This is a genomic window from Parasalinivibrio latis, from assembly GCF_036825535.1.
Classification (GTDB): domain Bacteria; phylum Pseudomonadota; class Gammaproteobacteria; order Enterobacterales; family Vibrionaceae; genus Parasalinivibrio; species Parasalinivibrio latis.
On the sequence record NZ_CP098813.1, the window covers coordinates 1,253,960 to 1,275,791 of the forward strand.

Genomic DNA, 21,832 nt, shown 5'->3' on the forward strand with positions numbered 1-21,832 from the left:
GAGACAATCATTTGCTCTTAAACCATGAGCGTATGAGGGAGTGCCAATGAAAAATGAACTCAACATCGCAAAACTGCTTGCCGCTTTTGAAGTGGTCATGGAAAAAGGCGGAGAGACAGAGTTTGGTAAGCTATACAAGGGCATTGAAGCGTCCACGGATTACGATGGTTACAACGTCTACCTGCGGGGAAATGGTGTTGAGTTACACATTGGGTTTCACAACACTTACGACCTGAAATACGATCAAGAGCATCTGAAAGAGAGCTTTCTGAAAAAGATAGACGCATTGGTGACCCACAAAATTGTGGATGACCATCATTGATGTAAACACGTAAGGGACCGATGCCCACGAAAGATAGGTTTGCCGTGATACCCGGGGGCGGTCACCCGGATAATGACGGTTGACAACCGGCTTCCCCTATATAACGATAACTTTATGAATACGAATATCGAGTCACGCAATGTACGAATTACCATCATTCCATAGGAATGGTGGGTTTTTGTTACGCGTTGATTTTGCCGAACCCACCCCAAGAGGTGGGTTTTCTGTTTCTGCCTCATGGGAATCACTAAAAAGGAATTCACATGAAGAAAATCGCGGTATTCGGAAAGCCGGGCAGCGGGAAATCTGTGTTAAGTAAAGCACTCGCTTCTGCTTCCGGAATCAGGCTTTATCAACTCGACGGGATTGTCTATAAGAAAACCGGGGAGCCAGTTTCACGTGAGGTGTTCGATAAAGCACATGCAAACATCCTGTCTTCTGAAAGTTGGATTATTGATGGTTTCGGTCCCATCAGTTCATTTAACGAACGCCTGGAAGCTGCAGATACGTTGATTTACATCGACTTGCCCTACTTAACCAGCTATTGGTTTGTGACAAAGCGATTGCTGAAAGGGCTGTTTGTCAAACCCGAAGGTTGGCCTGAAGGAAGCTCCGTACTGAAAGGAACATTGGAGAGTTACAAAGTGCTCAGGCTATGCCCGAAGTTCTGGAATGACGACTTCGCGGCCAAGCTGGCAGTGATGTCGAAAAGCAAAAATGTCTACGTGATCCGAACCGTCGCAGATCTGAACGGATTTGTAGTGAGCCACCTTGTTTAGAGGCAGTTTTATGGTGTTATATCGTTCTATTTAAAGTGCTTTACAATCGCACTATCCAATCGTACGATTTAAAGTATTAACCAGTTTGAAATACGAAGGTCAGTGTCATGACAATTACAGCGAATGACGTCAAAGTACGCGGTATTAAGGTGATAAAAGAGGCTATTGAAGACGGTTTGCCTCACGCTGTAACTGAACGTGGCAAGCCAGCCTTTTATGCGATCAGTGTTGAAGATTATGCTGAGTTTCAAGAATGGCGTTTAGACAAAGCGATTCGTGAAGCTGAAGCAGAATATACGGCGGGTAACCATCGCACTATTACCGACATTGATGCGTACGTTGACGGGCTGGTAGATGATAAGGATTGATACAACACCTGCATTCGACCGACGTGCGAAAAAGTTTCTACGGAAACACCCTGATATGGTGGAGCCCTTTAAGAAGGTGCTTAAAATGATCCGTTTAAACCAGTTGGGACATCCTTCTTTGAGACTTCATAAAATTGAGGGCAAAGGTTGTCATTCTGTTTCGCTGAATATGTCTTATAGATTGCTGCTTGAGATAATGATTAAAGAAGACGGCAGTGTCCTTCTGATCGATATTGGCAATCACGATCAGGTCTACTGAATACCTCCTCTGCATACTCCAATCTGTTTGAACTGATTAGCAAAACGCCACCCGCGTGGTGGCGTTTTAGCACCTGTCAAAGCTTCGGCAACGTTGCCCAAATCGCCGCTAACATATCACTACCGAATGCCGCACTGCGTTCCGGCGACCAGCCGTAGACGTCATCCGGCTGGTTGTTGTGATCTTTAAATGGCATCTCGACGGTGTAAGACAGGCACTTGAATTGCTCAGCTACCCAGTTGGAGCCTACGGTGAGGTTGGCTTTGCCCGGTGCGCTTTTAGGGTAACCGTGTTCATTCTGAAACTCGGGGGTAATGGTCAGCAATGCCTGCTTGAAGTGATCTTCGAGGGTTTTAAATTTCTCATCGTATGATGGAATGCCTTCGCTGCCGGCTACAAAGTTGTAAGGGATGGCTTCGTCACCATGAATGTCCAGGAACATATCAACGCCGGTTTCCAGCATGCGTTCACGAACGTAGAAAACTTCCGGACTGCGCTCGACAGAAGGGCTTTGCCATTCACGGTTAAGGTTTACGCCAACCGCATTGTGGCGCAAGTGGCCCCGAATACTGCCATCCGGGTTCATATTCGGAACGATGCGGATAACGGCATTATCGACCAGCGCCCTGCCAACTGTGTCGGTTCCATCCAGCAACCGCATGAGCAGGCCTTCGATAAACCACTCAGCCATGGTTTCGCCGGGGTGCTGACGGCCGATAACCCAGATGTTTTTCTTACCTTCAGCGGGTTCACCCACAGTCAGAAGACTGATGTCATTGCCGTCTATAGTTGAGCCCAGTGTTTCCAACCGGCAAGCGGGGTGAGCTTGCGCATTGTGCAGTAGGTCCTGATGACGCCCGTAAGAGTAGGGGGCGAAATAGGCGAAATACATAGAGCTTGCTTCCGGTGTCACCGAAAAACGCAATGTGTCGCCGTCAAACTCTGAAGGAACACGAAACCACTCATTTCGGTCATAGGAAGCCACAACGTTGTAACCCTGCCAGCCTTCTGGGTAAGCTGATTTTGCGAGGTTCAGAAGCGAAAACTGGTGCTGTTCCTGCGATGTGCTTTCCAAACGAAAATGGAACCACTGGGCCGTTTCGGTGTTGTTGTCGGCAGGGATAGAAAGCTGAATGTCGTCTGGAGAGTCTGCGGAGACAACCTGGATGTTACCGCTTTCGAAATTACTGAAGATTTTCATTTTTATACGTTTTCGTTGGGGAGATTGGTAGCCACATTAGCATAGATCTCTCACCGTGAAAGAGAGCAAAATCGGCTTACACAAACAACTGAGGGATATTGCGTTTAGCAAACTATCAAAGGATTTTTGGCATGTTTTTGCTCCATTTTCAGTTACCGAATGCAGGCTACCGCAACTCTCAAACATAGATTTTTCGATAGATTTTCTTATGGTAAAACATGAAGCATGACGTTAGTTGAAATGTCCTCAAATAGGCTCTTTCACTAGCATTATTTCGAGACCCAGTAAATTGTTTAAATCCTCGAAAAATAGAAGCTACTCTATCGATATTGCAACGACAACTGATTGATTTAAAATAATAATTGACATTGTGACAGCTTGGCGTACTTTAAAGGAATGCTATCAAATAGGTTCTAGTGCATGAGTGAGTTTGATGAGATTTTTGATCGGTTGCCTGATGAGTTTGGACGCGAACACATAGACCCTTTGGCGAAATCATATGGATATGGAGTTAACCAACTTCACTATATATATCGAGCAGCAAGCTCAAAATATAGAAATATGGGTTTTTACTGGAACAAGAACCTACCACCGAGAAATAGTAATACTCAACGTTCTTATATAGGCTCTGGCTCTCGTTTCAGCATAAAACTATAACGCCCCAAGCCGATTGTTCGTGATGCAATTTACCTAAGAAACGCTGTGATTCAGGTGTTTCAATTAATTTTTGGCTAGTAAACGCCCGTTATTCAAAAGTTAAGCTTCATGGAGAAAATTATGAATTTAGAAGTTGGCTATGAATTTGAAGAGAATCTTATTTCTCAGAAACGTGGCAAATGGTCTTCACCAAATGTTCCTCATAAAGGCTGGTGTTGTGTTCATATTGAAGATTTGGAAGCTACAGAACAAACATGTGAAATGTGTGAATCACAAGAAATAAGGTATGTTCACTATATGCAGCACGAAAATTACCCTGCAATATTCAAGGTTGGCTGTATATGTTCAGGCCATATGGAAAGTGACATTTCTGCGGCAAAGCAACGAGAGCGGATAGTGAAAAACTGGTCAGGCCGCCGTAAACGCTGGTTAACTAGAAGTTGGAAGCTGTCACGAAAAGGTAACCCTCGTTTAAACATCGAAGGATTTTGGGTCACTGTTTATCAAAAAAGTGGCAAATGGAGTGCAACGGTAAGTTCCAAGGATGGAAATTATAGTAAATTTTTATATCGTAACTTTGATAGTGAGAAAGAGGCTAAACTAGCTGCTTTTGATTTATTCATGCTGGCTGTCTCGGCAAAAGAATCCTAACAAATAAGAACAAGTGTCGCGCAGCCGACACTTTATTTAGGTGTTGAAGAAGCCCGTTGCTACTTTATTAAGTAAATTGATCGGTTGAGCAGAAGAAGACAATTCCAGAATCACTGAATGACAGGCGAGCGCAGCCATAGTTTTAGTTATCCTAACTAAACGGTTTTAGTGCGCCAACTCTAAGCCATTCCTGTCCCTTTCCAACTTAGTCATCCCCAAAAAACAAAAGGCGCCATCCGGCGCCTTTGTCATATCTGCTAATAGTGAACCCTTACGCTAACTCACCTTTTACCGGGGTTTTAATCCGGAAAATGGCAGCGTAGAGCAGTGGGATAACCACCAGGGTCAGGGCTGTGGCGAACAACAGACCGAACATAATGGTCACCGCCATACTCTTGAAGAACGGGTCAAGAAGCAGTGGGGCTACACCCATAATGGTGGTCAGTGCGCCCAGCACAACTGGGCGGGCACGGCTGATAGCGGCTGTTACGATGGCAGAGAACGGCGGTTCCCCGTCCCGTATTTCGCAGTCCGCCTGATCGACCAATACGATAGCGTTTTTCACCATCATACCGATAAGGCTCAGGAAGCCGAGTATCGCCATAAACTCAAACGGTGTCTGGAACAGCACCAGACCGACAACCACACCGATAACCGCAAGCGGCGCTGTCAGCCAGATCACCAGCGGCTGGCGAATGGCGTTGAACATAAATACCACGGCCAGGATCATGGCGGTGAAGCCGTACGGCGCAGAGATTGCCAGACCGACGTTTGCCTCTTTGGATGCCAGGTACTCACCGTACCAGGTCAGGGTATAACCCGGTGGCAGTTCCATGGCGTCAATTTTGGCGCGGATCTTCACGAATGCATCGTTGGTCAGCACGCCCGGTGCCGGGTCTGCCTGAACCAGAATGGTTGGCATCCGGTCGATGCGGCGGATCATGGCGTCTTCCCACTTCACGTTTACCGAATCCACCAACTGGCTGACAGGCACAAGCTGACCGCTTTGCTGGCTGTAAACCTCGGTGTTTTCAATAACGCGCTGGTGGCTGCGCTCTTCCAGAGGGGCACGCACCACAATCGGGATGATGTCATTGCTTTCCCGGAATACGCCAACATTACGGCCGGTCAGTGTCTGCGCAATGGCAGCGTTCAGCTCACGGGTGGTGAGGCCCAGTTGCTGTGCGCGTTCCTGGTTGTATTCAGGTTTGGCAACCGGTACCTGCTGACGCCAGTCATCCTGAACGGCAATCAGATCCGGGTCTTCCAGCATCAGGGCTTTTGCCTGTTCAGCAAGCTGACGGAGCACCTTGGAATCCGGGCCTCGGAAACCGGCCTCGATCTTCTTGCCGCCGCCACGGCCCAGCATAAATTTCCACACTTTTACCGAAGCATCCGGGTATTTTTCGGACAGTTCAGTTTGAAGCTGGTCAACTAGGCCGGTGATGCGCTTGTAGTCATCAACATCAATCAGCAACTGGCCATAGGCTGTATTACGTGGTTCCGGGGCGTAGGTCAGCATAAAGCGAAGGCCGCCACCACCGGTAAATGCGGCGATGTTAGTGACACCTTCTTTCGCGGCGACATCTTTTTCCATCGATGCGACCACTTCCGCTGTTTTATTGATATCCGTGCCCTGTGGGAGGTTGATATCAACCACGAATTGCGGACGCTGCGAATCTGGCATAAAGCCCGGCGGGATGGCACCCATACCGCTGATACCGGCGGCCAGCAGGCCAAACAGCAGGACAGCAGTGGTCTTGCGGTAGGTCAGTGCCAGCATCAGGATTTTGCGGTATCCGGAAAGAATCGCGCCTTCTTTTAACGCTTCGCCACCCGGCTTCACTTTCAGGAACTGTCGGCAAAGCAGCGGGGTGATGGTAACGGCAAACAGCCAGCTCAGCATCATGGAGTAAAGGATTACCCAGAACAGGGAACCGGCGTATTCACCCATTTCACTCGGTGACAGGCCGATGGCACTGAACGCAACGATACCCACGATAGTACCGCCGAGCAGTGGCCAGATGGTGGACTTCACCACTTCATCAATGGCGGTGTCTTTGTCTTCGCCTTTTTGCAGGCGAACCAGCACACCGTCGGTGACCACAATGGCGTTATCCACCAACATACCGAGCGCGATTATCAATGCTCCGAGGGATATCCGCTGCATGGCGATATTGTCGATAAGCATGATGATCAGCGTACCGGCCACAGTCAGCAGCAGTACAAAGCCGATGATGATGCCGGAGCGCACGCCCATAAAGACCAGCAGCACGATAAATACGATGGCTACCGCGGCAATCAGGTTATCGACAAAGTTGGCGACAGAATCACGCACTGAGTCAGACTGCAACGAGATAGGGTGGAGCTCCATGCCGATAGGGCGCTGGTTTTCAAGCTCTGCAAGCCTAGCTTTAACCGCATCACCCATTTCGACCACGTTACCGCCGGCAACGTTGGATACACCCAGACCCACGGCACGTTCGCCGTTGTAGGTCATCAGCAGGGATGCCGGTTCTTTGTAGCCACGGTAGACGTTGGCAATATCGCTGAGCTTAAGTACCTTGCCGTCCGGGCCAAGGCCGATTTGCAGGTTTTTCAGGTCATTGAAGGTCGGGACAATGGCACTTGGGATAACCGGCACACGCATGTCGCCTGCAAGGAAATCACCGGCTACCGTCACCAGGTTTTGCTTTTGCAGTACCTGATAGACCTGCTCGGCAGACATACCAAACTGGGCAAGGCGTTCACCAGAAATCTCGACGAAAATCTGCTCCTGCTTTTCTGCCAGTGTTGCGGTTTTTGCCACGCCCGGTACCAGTGCCAGTTCACGTCGAAGATAATCAACGTAGTCCTGAAGCTGTTTGTCGGAGTAGCCTTTACCGGTTACGGCATAGAAAAGGGCGTAAACATCGGCGAAGTCGTCATTAACGATAGATGGTCCGGCCCCCGGTGGCAGGGCACGCTGGGCATCGGTAATTTTACGGCGCAGTTTGTCCCAGATCTGATCGAGTTCAGCCTTGGTTTTGGAGAAATCCAGCTTTATCTCAACCGTTACCTCTGACATACCCGGCTTGGAAACGGACTTCACTTCGTCCAGTTCCTGCAGGGATTGAACCGCGCCTTCGATGACATCGGTGACCTCATCTGCCACTTCCTGTGCGGTTGCACCCGGGTAAGTGGTGATAATCACTGCCTGACGGATAATGAATTCCGGGTCTTCAAACCTGCCGAGCTTTTGGTAGCTGATATAGCCCCCAACAAGCAGCAGGAAAATAATGACCCAGACGCTGGTAGCTTTCTGGATGGAATAGCGGGCAATGTTCATTACTGGCTACCTTCTGCCTGCATCGGGCGTACCTTGATACCGGCTTTCAGTGCGTGGACACCGGCAGTCACGAGCTTGTCGCCTGCGCTCAGGCCATCGGTGACAGTGACACGGTTACCCAACAGGCGGCCTACAGTTACCAGGCGTTTTTCTACAGACTGGTCAGCGTTTACCACCCATACATATTGTTCGCCGGTATTGGTCGGAATTACGGCGTCCAGCGGAACTGTGATAATGCCCTTGCCATTGCCTGCATTCTCTTTAGGGAGGACGCGCACCGTCATACCCGGCAGGATGTTCTGGCCCTGAAGGTCGCTGAAGCCCAATACCACTTCATAGGTTTGTGTCAGTGGATCGGCATCGGAAGAGAAGTATTTGTATGTCAACGGCAGGCGAACGTCCGGCAGGCCATCGAACTCTGCAATGGCTTCACGGGCTTCACCACCTTCCAGCAACAGTTTGCTCGGGATATTGATGGTGACTTCAAGGTCACGCAGGTTGTGCAGTACATACACTGGCTGGTTGGCCTGAACCTGAGTGAAATTGTTCTGGAGTTTGCGGGCAATCATGCCACTGAAAGGTGCAGTAATGGTCGCATTTTCCAGGTTGCGCTTGGCATCGTCAAACCGGTTCTGGGCCAGGTCACGCTTGGTTTCCAGCTGTTCCAGATCGCTTTGTGAGATCGCTTGTGTGGAGTTGAAAATTTTCAGCCCGCGCTGGTAATCCGCATTGGCTTTACGCAGTTCTGTTTCAGCAGAAGAGAGGGCGATCTTAAACTCACGCTGGTCAAGCTGGGTCAAGATGTCCCCTTTGGTGACACGGTCGCCTTCTTCCACGTTCATGGTTACCAGTTTGCCGCTCAGCCGGAACGCAAGGTCAGCTCGTTGGGCAGAACGCACTACACCGTTAAAGTTAAGGCCGGTCATGTCAGAGACGGAAACGGTTTCAATCAGAGCCGGGCGGATAACCGGAGCGATGACTTCTGTGGTCTCCTTCGCTTCCTCGCCACAACCGGTCAGTGTAAAAAGACTGATGGCTGTGAGACAGACGGCAAAGGACCGTACTGAGAATGGAGAGTTGTTCAAGGTGGTATTCCTGATATGAAAAAAGTTGGGCAATATTTTACCAGAGCGAGTGGAAAAAAGATGGACAGAAATCTGTCAGCAATCGCAAATTCCTTGTTAGAAAACAGCCGCCTGCAACGGCATGTACACAATAGGTAAACAAGGGGTGAATGGTTGTTTTGTTGGGGTTTGGCGCAAAGTGGCAATATCAACAGTATGAATGCATGCCGGGATCCAGGCAAATCCAAGGGTCGTGGTTAAATTACAGGGATACAAAGGTCGTTAGGGTGTATTTACCCTGACGCAATCCGGTATGGATATTTAATCTGAGACTGGCAAACTGAGGAAAAGCTAGAAGGGGCAAGAACATGGAAGTATTGGGATTATTGGATTCCCTTGGAATTCGTTACGACAAATTTGAACACAAACCCGTTTATACCTGCGAGGAAGCCAGCGCACTAAATCTTGATATTCAGGGAATCGAAACCAAGAACCTTTTTCTGCGAGACCGGAAGGGAAAGCGTCATTTCCTTGTTGCCGTACCGGAGAACAAGTCAGTGGATCTTAAAGGGCTGTCAACGGTGCTGGAAACCAGTGCCCTCAGTTTTGGATCGCCTGAACGCCTGAAAACGCACCTGGGGCTGGAACCTGGCTCTGTATCAGTACTGGCGGTTGTGAATGACCCGGATTCCAACGTCGAGTTGGTGGTGGATGAAGCAGTGTGGCAGGCTGAAAGGTTGCAGTGCCACCCATTGGTAAATACCGCCACACTTTCCCTTTCCCTGGATGATTTCCGTGAGTTCCTTGATGCCCAAAACAGAAAGGCAACTATCGTGAATGTACCGGAAAAGGCAGCGACAACTGCCTGAGTGTAAGTTGTGTACAGCCGGGACATATGTCCGGGGAGAATTCGGGACAGGCACTGCGAAGGCGAGAAGGTGAGGAAGACTGATCGAAGGCGGCGCCTGTCCCGAAACCGTTGAACCGTAGGGTTAACTACTGCCGGATAAAGCAGTTGGCTTTGAGTAAAGTCTGGAACATCAAATGGGAATTGGGTTGTCGCGAACCTGAGATCATGGACAGAATGCCAGGGAAAATTTCCCGGTATGTTCTGTGGTTATTTCCCGGTAGTCGCACCAAGTGGTGCCTCTGGGCGTTTTATTCAGGGGATATGGCTGACAGATATGCTTAAAGCGGAAATTTCCCAACGATCCTCATTCAGCCGGGCCCGCATTGTTTCTTCCATTTTAAGTATGCGTACCGTGCCGTCAGAAAGGATGTTTTCCCGGATCGTACTCTTGATTTTCATGCCGCTGAGCATGGGTAAAACCTGGTAGTCCGTACGGGTAAAACGGTAGCGGTATGCGGAAGAAAAAACGTTTGCCCAAAGTGTATAGAGTTCCTTTCGTGAAAGAGTCTGGTAAACCTGCTGCCCTGGCATCCTTATTTTGATGGTGGCATCGGGTAGGATATTCCCTGTCAGTGTGGTGGCATCACGGTGGTTCGCTGCATCATCGAGTGTTTTTAACCAGTTGTGCACAGCGAGTCTGAAAGGGCCGTTGATCTCGGTAGTGGGATTGCCGGAATCTGAGATACCCTTGAGCTTTAGACTTGCTTCATAATCCCCGTTGTCAGCAGCTCGTTGCAGCCAGTATGTGGCTTCGGCGTGATCATCATTACTAAGATAGTATTCAGACAGCCATTGTTGAGCTTCAATTAGCCCGGCGGCGCCAGCCTCCCGGAAGTAGGCGATGCCGGTTTCTTTATCCTCGTCGACGAATTCGCCGTTTGTATAGAGTTGACCGAGTGAGTACATCGCCATCGGGTCACCAAGTTCTACGCCTCGCCTGTACCACTTGAGTGCTTTGGAGCAGCTTGCTTGTGTTCCTTCGCCGGCAAGGTACATGTGTGCAGTGTTCAGGATGCCTTGGGCATTGCCTTTTTCGGCGAGTTTTTTCCAGGCGGTGAACGCTTCCTGGTGATTCCCCATTTTAAAGTCAGCGTATGCTTCAAGCGCTTCTATCATCTCTTCATGAACGTTAACCGGAGTGGTGGCAAACACGTTAAGTGGAAAGATGACCAGCAGAGGGGTAAGCCATCTGAGCGCGCTTTTTGATGTAATTATCTCGAGCATCTGATGTGACATTTTATCGGTAAGGCAGATAAAGGTTACTAAAACTATAACCGACTTGGCTTTTTGTATATGTCCGATAGAGAGATTTTGCCTTTTTGTGCGTTTAATGTGACGTTGTCATGTGCAACAGAAAAAACTAATGAAATAATAAGGCTGCCTCCCTTTTCCTCTTTTTTGGTGAGTAAAGTTGTCGGAACGTCGAGCATCAATCATTTTATTGGCCACCACTGTGCTGGCCGCATTGGGGTGGATCTTCTCTAAAGAAGCTATACAGGGTCTTCCTCCATTTGGTTTTATCGGACTCCGGTTTGTCTCAGCATCCCTTTTCCTGTTGCCTTTTTGTCTCCGTAAGTTGAATTCAGTAAACCGAGGTGATCTGGCCAGGGCTGCCGGTGTGGGGAGTTTCCTTGCTACGGCCCTGCTGTTTTGGATTTATGCGATGTCTGTGAGCACATCTTTAGGGGAAGGGGCATTTATCATGAGCCTTTCCATGCTCATTGTTCCTCCGGTTGCGTGGGTGATGTACCGTCAGGCTCCACCGCGAATTTTCTGGGTCTCCCTGCCGGTTGCTGTCTCCGGGCTAGCGATGCTCTCTTTAGGTGGAGTGGGTTGGCAACTGTCTGCCAGCCAAATCTGGTTTCTTCTGGCGGCTGTTTTCCTTGCTATTCATTTCAATGCAAACAGCCGTTATGCCCAGAGAATCCCGACTCTGGTGCTTACCTGCGTCCAGCTGTTTTCAACCGGCACCATTGCTCTGACGGTTTCACTGATAACTGAAAACTGGCCAGAAACCGTCGCGACATCCGTTTGGGGCTGGTTTGGCCTAAGTGTGTTGGTGGCAACCAGTCTTCGTTACCTGTTGCAGACCTTGGGGCAGAAAGGGGCCAGTGCTGCAAACGCCGCGATAATTATGATTTTGGAGCCCGTGTGGACTGTGGTACTGAGTGTGGTTTGGTATCATGAAGCAATGCCTGCACATAAAATTGCCGGCTGCACGCTGATTCTCTGCTCCCTGTTAATTTACCGTGGAAGTCAGCCAATTCGTAAACTTTTCCGAGCGAAGTTTTCATGATCACACCTTTGAAGTCAGCTTACTTTGGTGAACTGTATGGACTGGCATTTTTTGACCATTTTATCCGGTTTTACCCGGATTCTTCCAAACAGGAAGCATTCCATGTTTTGTGGAAAGTGGAGGCATTGACTGCCCGGTTACTCCGGGAAGGGGTTGCGAGTATCGGTGAATCTGTTCCAGATCATGATCGGGCAATGGAAGAAAAAGGTATTGCTGATGCGGTGAAGTGGATAAATCTGCCTTGGGAAACGCTTATTGACACCATGGTGGCCTGGGTCGAACCTTATCAAAAGCGTTATCAGGCTGATACAGATGTTGCTACCAAACATCTGGCACTCTACACGCTGGTCAGTGACCATGAAAATGCCATTTTCGATTTCTTGCTCGCTGAGCAGAGTGGGCAGAAAGACAGCCTGGGTATCCTTAAAACCTTTTTAGGCCACTACCAGTCAGGTTTGGACCAAAATAGCCCAAACTAAAACAAGCCGGGCATAAATGCTGGCCGGTTACTTAAACTGGCGTTTTCTTACCTGCCAAAAGGTGATTCCTGTAATCAGTAAAGCCAGTGTCACGGGTTCTGGAACCGGAGAAGGGATCAACGCCAGGTTGTCGATGGAAAATTCCCGGTTGTTACAACTGCCGGAAAGGCATACCCCGGCGAATTCTATACGGGCCAGATTGGTGAAACCTGAAGTGGTAAAAGTCTGCAAACCTGAAATGGGGGAGGCGATGTGATCCAGTGTAAAAAGCGCCTGGATAACCACTGCACCCAAAGCATCATATCCGGTCAGTTTTACCTGGTCTGCCCAGGCTGTGGTGGGTGATAAAAGGGTTTCTCCGGCATCAAAGCTGTTGAGGCTGAAACCTGTACCATCGGTTCTTGCCACGCTCAACGAAGACTGGTTGTATGCATAAGCGACATTGGAGCCATTTCCTGAATGATCATTAGAATTATGGATCATTGAAAATGCTCCCAGCAAAGCAGAGGTATTCCCGTGCGTAATGCTATAGCCGCCTTCAGTAATGGTACTGTTGCTTAGGAAGTGACCCGAAGGGTATTCAAATGTCAGAAACCCTGCGTTGGCCCAAGGACTGCATAACCCGGACAGCAGAATAATTGAGAGGAAAAACCGTATCCTTTTCATTGGGGTACATCTTACTTCATCCATGAATGTACCTACTTTTAGCACTATATGTGCCAGTAAAATTTTCCTTTTCTATTCATTCGGTTAACGGTTTTGGTTCAGGAAGTGAGACCAACAGTGTAAATAAATCCGACAACGAATGTGTGCAACTGGGAGCAAGCTCTCAATGAAACCGGTAACTTATTGTCTTTTCAAAGGCTTTACCAAAGAGTCCAATCCCTCAATTTTCAGAGCCAGACACAGCTCCATCAGCTTACCAAGTTCACCTTGCGGGAAGCCTTTCTTTTCAAACCACAGCAAATACTCCTCCGGCAGGTCAATCAATACTCGCCCGGCATACTTTCCGAAGGGCATTTTCATTGAGGCGAGTTTGAGGAGGTTTTCTTTTTCTAACATGAGCAATTTAGTGAGATAAGCGGGAAACCGCCAGTTTACCACTGGCTGCCGGAGTCCCAAAATGGCTATTGCCTGATAGGGGAATTGAGCTTGGGTTAAAGAATACATTTGTCGGACAATATAGCTATGCAGTGATAAAATAACACTTCGGAAATTAATAGCTTCATTGTATGAATCATTTTATTGAGCGCCTGAGACAGATCCCTGTAGTCAAATTTCTTGTATCCAGGAGCATGCTTAACCTGCGGGCCAACACTGCGGCACTGAGTTTTATTACGTGTTCAGTACCAATGTTTGTCGCCGGGCAGGTAACACTGGGAATTGCGTTTTCACTGGGTTCAATCGCTTGTGGGAACGCTGATACTGCAAGCGCGTATAAACACAGGGTCTCGGACTTTTTTACTGCACTGGCACTGTTTTTCCTGAACAGCTTTGCCGTAACCAGCTTGTACCACGATACCCTTGCTTTCAGCCTATATCTTGCATTTGCCAGTTTTAACCTGTTTATGTTTGCGGTGTTTTCACCACGGCTCGGTGCTATTGGGTTTGCAACCATATTGGCTGGAATTTATGCGCTAATCCTGCACGATGGGACAAGACCGGACTGGTATATTCCGGCTGCGCTGGCCGCAGGTTGTATGTGGTATGGGATGTGGCAATGGTTGGCATTTAAGTGTTTTCCCCATAGGGAAGATCTGGATTTGTTTTTTGATGTTAACCAGGCATTGAGCAAAAAGCTGCTTTCACACTCTTGGCCTCTGACCCATTACGCTGATGACGGGCGTGACTTTGTAGATGCCGCCCGGTTGCGCTCCCTTTTTGCTGCAAATTTTGGGCAACTTAAGGCTCGGGTACATCAGGAATTGGCTGCGGGGGAAAATAACGAGCAGATAGTAAGGTTACAAGCGTATCTCCAGGTGGCTGAAAGTGTTTCAGAGCAGACCCGGCTTATGCACTTTTCTCCCGGAAAAGAATTCCAGCAGCATTATGGGCGCTGGCTGACGGAAATTGATTCGGTTACCCGGACAATCGCAGAGAGTATTGCCGGCTTGCAACTGGATAGGCCAAAAGCGCTGCTGCCTGAAATTGATTTCCACGTGCTCCGGCAGGTTCCCCTGGACGGAAAGTTTGACCATGAAGTGGCATTGGCTGGTGGGTTTATCGATAAGTTGGAACTTATCTATCTGGCGATGCGTTCCCTGGATGACTATCGTCCTAAAAAGTGCGAGTTCAGGGTCAGAGTTCCGCACCGGGGCCAATCAATGCGTGCGTTGCGCTTTGGCCTTCACAAATTTTTAAGCCAGTTCAGCTGGCAGTCGAGCTATTTCCGTCACGCTTTCCGAGGGACGGTGAGCCTGACTGCAGGCTTTATCCTGGTTCGGATGTTCAACCTTGAATTTGGTTTCTGGACGCTGATGACAAGTCTGCTGGTTTTGCGGCCTACAATGTCAATGACATGGCAGAGACTATTGCATCGCCTGGCAGGTACTATTGGTGGGCTGCTGGCCGTTGCCTTTATGCTGCATGCAAATATGCCGCATTGGTTATTACCGGTTATTTTTTGTCTTGCTGCGGTGGTGTTCTTCCATACATCGGCTAAGAACTATGGTGTTGCTGTATTCTGTGTCACCGTCTACGTCTTTATGGGCTTTGCGCTGAATGGCGAGGGTGCGGTCATTTTGTTACCTCGCCTTGAAAACACCTTACTTGGTGTAGCATTGCCGGTTGTCCTTCTGCTTCTGATCTCTCCAGGGTGGCAAAAGAACGCGTTTCCTAGCCAGCTTTATACCGCGATAGACAGTTACCGCCGTTTTCTTGTAGCACTTGAGACCAGCCAATTTGGTAACCGGGATGAAAACAGTGCGTCCCATTCTGGTTTGCCAGCCAAGTTTCAGCGTTGCGTGCGTGAGGATACCAACCTGTTTGATCACTGGCTTGGGTATTTGGGTGAACCTGGGCAAAAAGGTAAAATATCTGAAACTATTGTGCTCTGTTGCAGGGCTTCCAATGTGTTGTTGAGGCAGATAACTGCGATTAACGGGAGACTGGATTCTTTTGAGGATGCCGGGTGTAAAGAAGCATTACATTCGACAGTGGAGTCAATGGAAGCACTGTGTAAAAGGCTTGAATCCCGACGTACGTCAGAGAGTTTTTATGACTTCATTCATGACAGAAAAGGCCGTCTGTATCAAAAAATAAATCGTATAGAGAATGATTTCCAGAATTCTAATCTGAAAGAATGCCTGTTTTCTATTTCATACCTTTGCGATGATCTATTAGTTTAAGAATAAAATTCTGATGATTAAGTAAATGAATTCACTTTCATATCAATTGAAAGTGAATTCAGTTTTTTTTGATGTTTTGTGCAAAATTGAAATGTTTTGACTATTTTTTCTCGCCATTGATACGTCCTGTTTATAACCTGACAATTGGTTTAGATAATTAAAATAAGAATATAGTTTCATATATTTAGACCGGGTTTGGGTTTGCCACAAAAGGATTTATCGATGACCATTAAATTTAAATTGTATTTCACGTTGGCACTCATGTCTGTGGCCATTGTTATTGTCGGGTTGTTTGGAGACCAGATGATGGATTGGCAAAATGGGCGTATAGAAACTACCGCGCTACTCAATAGGGTCGATAAAGATATTGGTGAAGCTCGCGTTCACCAACTTCGATATATGCTGGAAGGAAGCGAAGATTCGGTGGAGCAGGTCAATGCGTATTTGCTAGAAGCTGAAGAGGCGTTGCAGATCGCCCGCGAAGGTATAGATGATGAAGACAAGGCATTTTTGCTCGATACTGTTGCAGAAAACCTGAGAAGCTTCAATGAGCAGTTTACGTTATTTAAATTGGAAAATTCCAAGCTTCAGGAAGATTTGAGAATTGAAAATAAACAGGGTGAGGAACTGATTAAAAACACGGCAAAGCTGGTCACTTTTGCAAACAATATTAATGATAAAAATAGTGACAGTATGATTTACCGGTCTCTTTATGTTTCTTCTTCTGCATTATATGAGGCATCGGTTAACCTCTTTGTGTCTGTACTAAAGTCAAAAAGTACGCAAGGTGTTGCTAAAGGTGATCAGATCAGTAAGTTAATGAGAAGAACATACCTTAAATTGAAAGGTGTGCAGATGATTTCAAGAGGGAAAGAGGTCACGGCATTAATTAAAAACATTGAAAGTTCTTACAACAGTTACAAAGCGTCAGTTGAAAAAAACACAAAGAAAGTTGTCACCGTTAAGAATATTGAAAGTCAGCTTGTATCTGCAGCGCTCAGTACGACAACCAACATTGAGATGCTGTATGAGCAAAATGCCGAAGACGGTCAGGCAGTCAGTGACAACGCGAAACGCGTAACTTATATGGTTATTGTCGGTTCAATTATATTCAGTATTTTTGTCAGCATTTGGATTGTTCGTACCATCATGGCTCCCCTTAACAAGTCTATTGTTTTTGCCAGTAGCATTGCGGAAGGGGATCTCTCCAAGCGGATTGATACTAAAGGCAAGGACGAATTTACTGTCCTTAATAATGCGTTGAATAAATCAGCTGAGTCTCTGAGTGACATTGTTGAAAAATTGCGTCAGGCCAGTTCTTCTATATCGGGCTCTTGCCAGACAATGGAGAGCTCTATACAGCAATCTAACGATTCAGTCCGGGAACAGTTGGACGACACCTCTGCGATTGCCCAGTCCCTTTCTGAAATGACAACCGGTGCGATGTCGATTTCTGAAAATGCCAACGATGCAACCGAGCAGAGCCAGCTTGCAGCAAACGCCGCCCAGGAAGGTGAGCGGGTACTGGAGCAGTCTGTTGCGGCTATTGAGAAGCTTTCCTTGGCGATGACGGAAGCCTCTTCGGCTGTTGACAAGCTGAAAGATGATTCTGAAAACATCGGCAATATTCTGAATGTGATTCGTGGAATTGCGGAGCAAACAAACCTTCTGGCACTGAACGCTGCCATTGAAGCTGCCCGTGCGGGTGAGCTTGGCCGTGGATTCGCAGTTGTTGCAGACGAGGTTCGTGCATTGGCGGGCAAGACCCAGGAGTCAGTCGAGGAGATTACTGAAATCGTTGAGACGATTCAGGGAGGCGCGGCGAATGTGGTGACGGTCATTTCTCAATCTAATGACAGGAGCCAAGAGGTTCAAACGTTGTCTGAACAATCTGGTGAAGCTTACTACAACATTGCCAAGGCGATTAACACCATTGTTTCTTACAATGAGCAGGTTTCTGCGGCGGCGACGGAACAGTCCGCTGTTGCAGAAGAAATTACCCAGAATGTTGTCAGGGTGACTAAGAACTCTGAGGAAAACACTTCACAACTTGCAAGTATTGCGGAACAATCCGAAACCCAGAGCCAGCAGGCAAACGCACTGAATAATATTATCGGTATCTTCCGAATCTGATGTATCGATACACCTAAATCACCTTGAGGTGGTTTGGGTATAACCAAAATAAAAACCCGCTTACAAAGCGGGTTTTTTATGTGAGAAAATCGGGAAATTAATGGGCCAGATGATGTTAGAGTTTAATTGTTCTGCGAGATACACCCAGACCTAACAATCCAAGACCTAAAATAGCAATGCTTGCGGGCTCAGGTACGGCGACAGTTACGCCAGAAGATCCACTTGCATCCAAATTCGTCGCACGAAAGATAGTATCCCCGGACGTATTTAGTACCGTGACGTTGTAAATATCACGAAATTCACAACAGCCCTGCCGGCCGAATATCGAAATAAAATCCAATGAACTCGGGACCGCCAGTGTGATGGTCAAAGCTTCAGAAAGGCTGGTTGAATTCGCATGGTAGATATCTGGAAATGCTGCGTATGTGATGCCATCAATTGTCTTGTTTGGGTTGGATGACGAATTCCAGTTACCAGTGCCTGATGCCGTCGCTCCGGCAGATGCAAGAGCCAGATCGGCACCTGTACCTGTTTGGGTGGCGATAACTTCGGATACCTGGAGCCAACGTTGGTTGGGTGCGATCGCGCTGTTTCCGGAGTGTTGGACAATAATGGTTTTAACATCAATCAGTGTTGCATTGACACTGGCTGCACCAAGTAGAAATATCCCTGTAAATAATATTTTCAAAATTTTCATTTATATATTCCCAAATGCTGACCACAACAAATTTCGGATTCTGGGTGTGACTTCATTAATAAATCCAGTGCATATTGGCTGAATCTATATACTGTCGCAGTCATTTCAAAGCAACTTGGGTGCCAGTATTTATTATCTATAACAAACAATGAGTTATGCCGTATTTCTGCGCGGCTAACTCAACAGTTGTAAAAAAAGCCGACAATATTTATTCTGTAATTTCAGTATATTAGGATATTTCTAATGTAGCGAAGATGACCTGACGTTTTTTTGCAGAAGACGTCTTACGCGAAAAAATGTCAGGAATCAAAAAGGGAGCGAAAGCCCCCAATAAACACATTATTTATCTTTGATTGATTTTGCTTCTTGTTTAACCAGGAAAATTTTGCCAAATCCCAGTTTATTGAAATAGCTGTCGCGATGATTTTTAACGGCTTTTCCGTCGGATACCATTTCCAGTTGTTGTTCCATTTTCAGGAAATTGGAGATGTCTATTCCTTCCTCGGCAGCAGCTGCTTCATAGATGGTCCGGTATTTTCCAAAAGAAAATGGGACGGTTTTTGTTACGCCTTTATAAACGTATTCGATTTGGCGGGCCATAAATACTGTCTCTTGCGGGAACTTACCGGCGGGAGTATCGGTGATGCGTATAGCCAAGTCAAACTTATGCGGGAAATTACCGCGGATGTACCTTGTTCATGGCACATCCGCAATTCGTTAGACTTTAACTGCTGTACAGAATGTTACATCTGATTCATGGGTTTCAGGATCATAGCTGTGGTACAGCTCAAAACATGGGCGGTCATCCGTATCAAGGCCAGATTTTATGATCTCCCCGATAAGGTGTGCCCAATGCTTTGAATAGTCTTCATGGCACGAAGCTTTTCCTCGGTGCACTCCGTAACTTCCTCCCTGAAAGGCAGTCAATTCCACCTCTCCGGTTGTTTCAGTCTGCTCTGGCAGGAGCATGCCAATATCCGTCCTGCATTTCTCTGCCGGTGTCAGTTCTGGGTTGTCATGATAAACAAATATACTTGGGAAGCCGGACAGTCCCTTTGCGCCAGCCCACTGATACAGTTTGCGAATAGCCGGTTCATAATTTTCCCCATAAGGGCCGGTAACGCGGATGTAGGCCAGAAATCCCGGTTCAAACTGCTTTGTTTCCATATCCATTCTCTCCATCGTTGAGTCAGGATCAGAATACGGCAGTACATCAGCGGCTTCGTTTCCAGAATTGCGGAGAGTGTGTCCAATCTTGCTGTTTCGCAGCATCTCACCGAACGCCCTTAAATCCTCGCAGTTTTTAAAGTCTGAAGGTGTAAGGCCGAAGTGTTGTTGGAATGCTTTGGCAAGTGCCTGAGAGCTTGAAAACCCGTACGTCAATGCTGCGTCTGTCACCGAACACTGCTTTTTAAACAGGTCATCGGCTGCATTTTCAAGCCTAAGACGCCGAACGTAGTCTGCCAGGGTTTCTCCAGTTACGGCTTTAAAGATGCGGTGAAAATGATACGGGGACAGGTTGGCTTGGGTAGCGATATCGACAAGCCTGGAGGGCTCATTGAAGTTGTTTTCGAGGTACCGGATAACCGGGATAAGTCTTTTACGGTAATCAACCATGGCTAAGCTAAGGTGTGGAATTTGGACCATTAAACCAAATTTCTTTTCCGCCGCCTGTTCAGTGGTTGCAGAATCGTGAGCCTGCCCCAATTCTTTAGCTCTGTAGCATTAGAGCGCAGCGGATGCTAATTCAGATAGTTACTTTGTTGCTGACCGTTTCGTCTCCCTCACTGATCTTAAACGTATTTCGTCCGCTGTCTTTTGCTCGGTAAAGCTCCAAATCTGCAAGATTAAACAGGCTTATCAGGCTTTTATCCCTATGGTAACTGGCGATGCGTGGGATATAGAGGCCTCCTACTGAAACAGTTATAACGTCTGATGTCGCTGAGTAAATATGGGGATAACGACACTGTTCCACCCGCTTGCATATCAGGTTGGCAAATTGGCCGGGTTCGAAATCGTCCCCTGGTTTGACTGGAACGACAATGCAAAACTCCTCGCCGCCAAAACGGGCTGCAAACCCCCCATTTTTCCGGGATACGATCGCGAGTGTTTCTGCAACCAAGCTGAGAACTTTATCTCCTTTAGTGTGGCCATAGTTGTCGTTAAACGCCTTAAAGTGATCAATATCTATCAGGAAAATACCCATTCCCAAATCTGAGCTTCCATAAAGAATGTTTTCTAGTTCTTGCTCCAGCTTTCTCCTGTTACCCAGACCTGTGAGAGGGTCATGTTCTGAAAGATATAACAGCTGCTTTTTCTGGTTGTGGAGGTTTTCAATCAGGTCTCTTACGGTACGAGCAAAGTACTGGAGTTCAAAGGAGCGGAAATTGCGCATGAAGGGTGTTGAGTCGCCGGAAAGCATGTAGTTTCTCAGCTCAAAAGTCGCTGTTTGCAGTGGCGCAATAATCAGCCCTACAAGTGCAAAGTTAAGGGCAAACACAACGATGCATATGATGACGAGCCCCATTAATTCTTCCAGACACAAAAATTCCGGGATTTTAGTGCTGTGGGTAATTTCGATATTTAATGTTGGCTGGTTCCCGACACTCTTCAGTATGAGATGGGTAACGTTTTCGTGCTCATGTATTTTGGGAAAGTTCACATGATCATCATCAAAGAGCCGAACCTCCAGACCCGTTAACCCATTGATTTCTTTTTCCAAAGACAACCGCAGTTTGCGTAAGGTCAATAAGTGACTGTTACCGCATTCCTCGCCGTTGCTGTCACAAATCCCAGCGATTGCATAGAGATAGGTATTATTGGCTAAGGTCAGCGTACCAAAGGCTTCATCATCAAGTTGCGACGTATATTGTTCAAAGTTGAAGTCTTTAGACAGAAGGTCGGAAACATCAAGAGGTTTACCGGTTTCCAAGTCCTTGTTGTAGTGCCAGACCACTTCTGACTTTTCGTTATAGATAAAAAACGCATCCAATTCCAAGGACTCAAACGTGTAATCCGACAGGTTGTCTTCAATGAATTCCTGGGTAGGTTCTTTGACAAACTGCTTCATGCTGTCCCAATGACCGTAATCCAGCACCGTGCTTGTCATTTGGGAAGAGTAGAGTTTAAAGACGTTTTCAACCCGTTCAACTTCTTGTTTTTGCATTTTTTTTGCTAATTCGATTTCAGGGTTGTGAACGAGGAAGTTGTAGAAGACGAGGTAACACAGCAGGAACAGTCCCACCAAAAAGGCAGAATATACAAAGGACAATGTTCTCAGGGTCAGACTGGCTAGCTTCATTCAGACATCCATTATGATGAAACCAAGGCCGGATTGCAGT

Annotated in this window: 19 protein-coding genes; 9 read left to right on the forward strand and 10 right to left on the reverse strand. The window is 47.3% G+C overall.

Annotation, left to right across the window (positions count from 1 at the left end):
* Nucleotides 1-46 precede the first annotated feature (46 nt).
* The 3 genes from NF212_RS22750 (at nt 47) to NF212_RS22760 (ending at nt 1,469) form a co-directional block, all read left to right on the forward strand.
* Nucleotides 47-322 (forward strand): DUF3081 family protein, encoded by a 276-nt coding sequence (locus tag NF212_RS22750; protein WP_434361211.1) that lies wholly within the window; start codon nt 47-49, stop codon nt 320-322.
* Between the two features lie 263 nt (nt 323-585).
* On the forward strand, nt 586-1,101 hold the full coding sequence (locus tag NF212_RS22755) for an adenylate kinase (protein ID WP_434361212.1): 516 nt from the start codon (nt 586-588) through the stop codon (nt 1,099-1,101).
* A gap of 107 nt (nt 1,102-1,208) precedes the next feature.
* The gene (locus NF212_RS22760) at nt 1,209-1,469 is read left to right on the forward strand and encodes a type II toxin-antitoxin system prevent-host-death family antitoxin (protein ID WP_054675062.1); all 261 of its coding nucleotides are present in this window, start codon (nt 1,209-1,211) and stop codon (nt 1,467-1,469) included.
* A gap of 335 nt (nt 1,470-1,804) precedes the next feature.
* Here NF212_RS22760 and NF212_RS22765 read toward each other — a convergent pair whose 3' ends face one another.
* Entirely contained in the window at nt 1,805-2,929 is a 1,125-nt protein-coding gene (locus NF212_RS22765; RefSeq protein ID WP_434361213.1) for a M14 family metallopeptidase, read from the reverse strand.
* Nucleotides 2,930-3,706: 777 nt separating this feature from the next.
* On the opposite strand from NF212_RS22765, the gene NF212_RS22770 reads away from it, so the two are divergent.
* Nucleotides 3,707-4,237 (forward strand): hypothetical protein, encoded by a 531-nt coding sequence (locus NF212_RS22770; RefSeq protein ID WP_434361214.1) that lies wholly within the window; start codon nt 3,707-3,709, stop codon nt 4,235-4,237.
* 271 nt (nt 4,238-4,508) lie between these two features.
* On the opposite strand, the gene NF212_RS22775 is transcribed toward NF212_RS22770, so the two are convergent.
* Nucleotides 4,509-7,565 carry an efflux RND transporter permease subunit gene (locus NF212_RS22775; RefSeq protein ID WP_434361215.1) on the reverse strand — a complete coding sequence of 1,019 codons (3,057 nt, stop codon included), beginning with the start codon at nt 7,563-7,565 and terminating at the stop codon, nt 4,509-4,511.
* On the reverse strand, nt 7,565-8,650 hold the full coding sequence (locus tag NF212_RS22780; protein ID WP_434361216.1) for an efflux RND transporter periplasmic adaptor subunit: 1,086 nt from the start codon (nt 8,648-8,650) through the stop codon (nt 7,565-7,567). Before NF212_RS22780 ends, NF212_RS22775 begins: the two co-directional genes overlap by 1 nt.
* Nucleotides 8,651-8,997: 347 nt before the next feature.
* Here NF212_RS22780 and NF212_RS22785 point away from each other — a divergent pair, with 347 nt between their 5' ends.
* Nucleotides 8,998-9,498 carry a prolyl-tRNA synthetase associated domain-containing protein gene (locus tag NF212_RS22785; RefSeq protein WP_434361217.1) on the forward strand — a complete coding sequence of 167 codons (501 nt, stop codon included), beginning with the start codon at nt 8,998-9,000 and terminating at the stop codon, nt 9,496-9,498.
* A 293-nt stretch (nt 9,499-9,791) separates the two neighbouring features.
* On the opposite strand, the gene NF212_RS22790 is transcribed toward NF212_RS22785, so the two are convergent.
* Nucleotides 9,792-10,763, reverse strand: coding sequence for a tetratricopeptide repeat protein (locus NF212_RS22790; RefSeq protein WP_434361218.1), 972 nt, complete (start codon nt 10,761-10,763; stop codon nt 9,792-9,794).
* Between the two features lie 187 nt (nt 10,764-10,950).
* Between NF212_RS22790 and NF212_RS22795 the strand changes: the two genes are divergently transcribed.
* Both NF212_RS22795 and NF212_RS22800 read left to right on the forward strand, forming a co-directional pair.
* A complete protein-coding gene (locus NF212_RS22795) occupies nt 10,951-11,835 on the forward strand; it encodes a DMT family transporter (protein WP_434361219.1) in 885 nt (294 codons plus the stop codon).
* Nucleotides 11,832-12,314, forward strand: coding sequence for a hypothetical protein (locus NF212_RS22800; RefSeq protein WP_434361220.1), 483 nt, complete (start codon nt 11,832-11,834; stop codon nt 12,312-12,314). The genes NF212_RS22795 and NF212_RS22800 overlap by 4 nt, the downstream gene beginning before the upstream one ends.
* A gap of 27 nt (nt 12,315-12,341) precedes the next feature.
* Here NF212_RS22800 and NF212_RS22805 read toward each other — a convergent pair whose 3' ends face one another.
* Nucleotides 12,342-12,797, reverse strand: a complete 456-nt coding sequence (locus tag NF212_RS22805) for a PEP-CTERM sorting domain-containing protein (RefSeq protein WP_434361221.1) — start codon at nt 12,795-12,797, stop codon at nt 12,342-12,344.
* A gap of 363 nt (nt 12,798-13,160) precedes the next feature.
* Nucleotides 13,161-13,376, reverse strand: coding sequence for a DUF3820 family protein (locus tag NF212_RS22810; RefSeq protein WP_434362969.1), 216 nt, complete (start codon nt 13,374-13,376; stop codon nt 13,161-13,163).
* 233 nt (nt 13,377-13,609) lie between these two features.
* Between NF212_RS22810 and NF212_RS22815 the strand changes: the two genes are divergently transcribed.
* Nucleotides 13,610-15,661 (forward strand): FUSC family membrane protein, encoded by a 2,052-nt coding sequence (locus tag NF212_RS22815; protein WP_434361222.1) that lies wholly within the window; start codon nt 13,610-13,612, stop codon nt 15,659-15,661.
* 222 nt (nt 15,662-15,883) lie between these two features.
* On the forward strand, nt 15,884-17,794 hold the full coding sequence (locus NF212_RS22820) for a methyl-accepting chemotaxis protein (RefSeq protein WP_434361223.1): 1,911 nt from the start codon (nt 15,884-15,886) through the stop codon (nt 17,792-17,794).
* A 115-nt stretch (nt 17,795-17,909) separates the two neighbouring features.
* Here NF212_RS22820 and NF212_RS22825 read toward each other — a convergent pair whose 3' ends face one another.
* The 4 genes from NF212_RS22825 to NF212_RS22840 form a co-directional block, all read right to left on the reverse strand.
* Nucleotides 17,910-18,491 (reverse strand): PEP-CTERM sorting domain-containing protein, encoded by a 582-nt coding sequence (locus tag NF212_RS22825; RefSeq protein WP_434361224.1) that lies wholly within the window; start codon nt 18,489-18,491, stop codon nt 17,910-17,912.
* A 339-nt stretch (nt 18,492-18,830) separates the two neighbouring features.
* Nucleotides 18,831-19,091 (reverse strand): DUF2960 family protein, encoded by a 261-nt coding sequence (locus tag NF212_RS22830; protein WP_434361225.1) that lies wholly within the window; start codon nt 19,089-19,091, stop codon nt 18,831-18,833.
* A gap of 117 nt (nt 19,092-19,208) precedes the next feature.
* A complete protein-coding gene (locus NF212_RS22835; protein WP_434361226.1) occupies nt 19,209-20,138 on the reverse strand; it encodes an AraC family transcriptional regulator in 930 nt (309 codons plus the stop codon).
* Between the two features lie 100 nt (nt 20,139-20,238).
* Nucleotides 20,239-21,792 (reverse strand): sensor domain-containing diguanylate cyclase, encoded by a 1,554-nt coding sequence (locus tag NF212_RS22840; protein ID WP_434361227.1) that lies wholly within the window; start codon nt 21,790-21,792, stop codon nt 20,239-20,241.
* Nucleotides 21,793-21,832 lie beyond the last annotated feature (40 nt).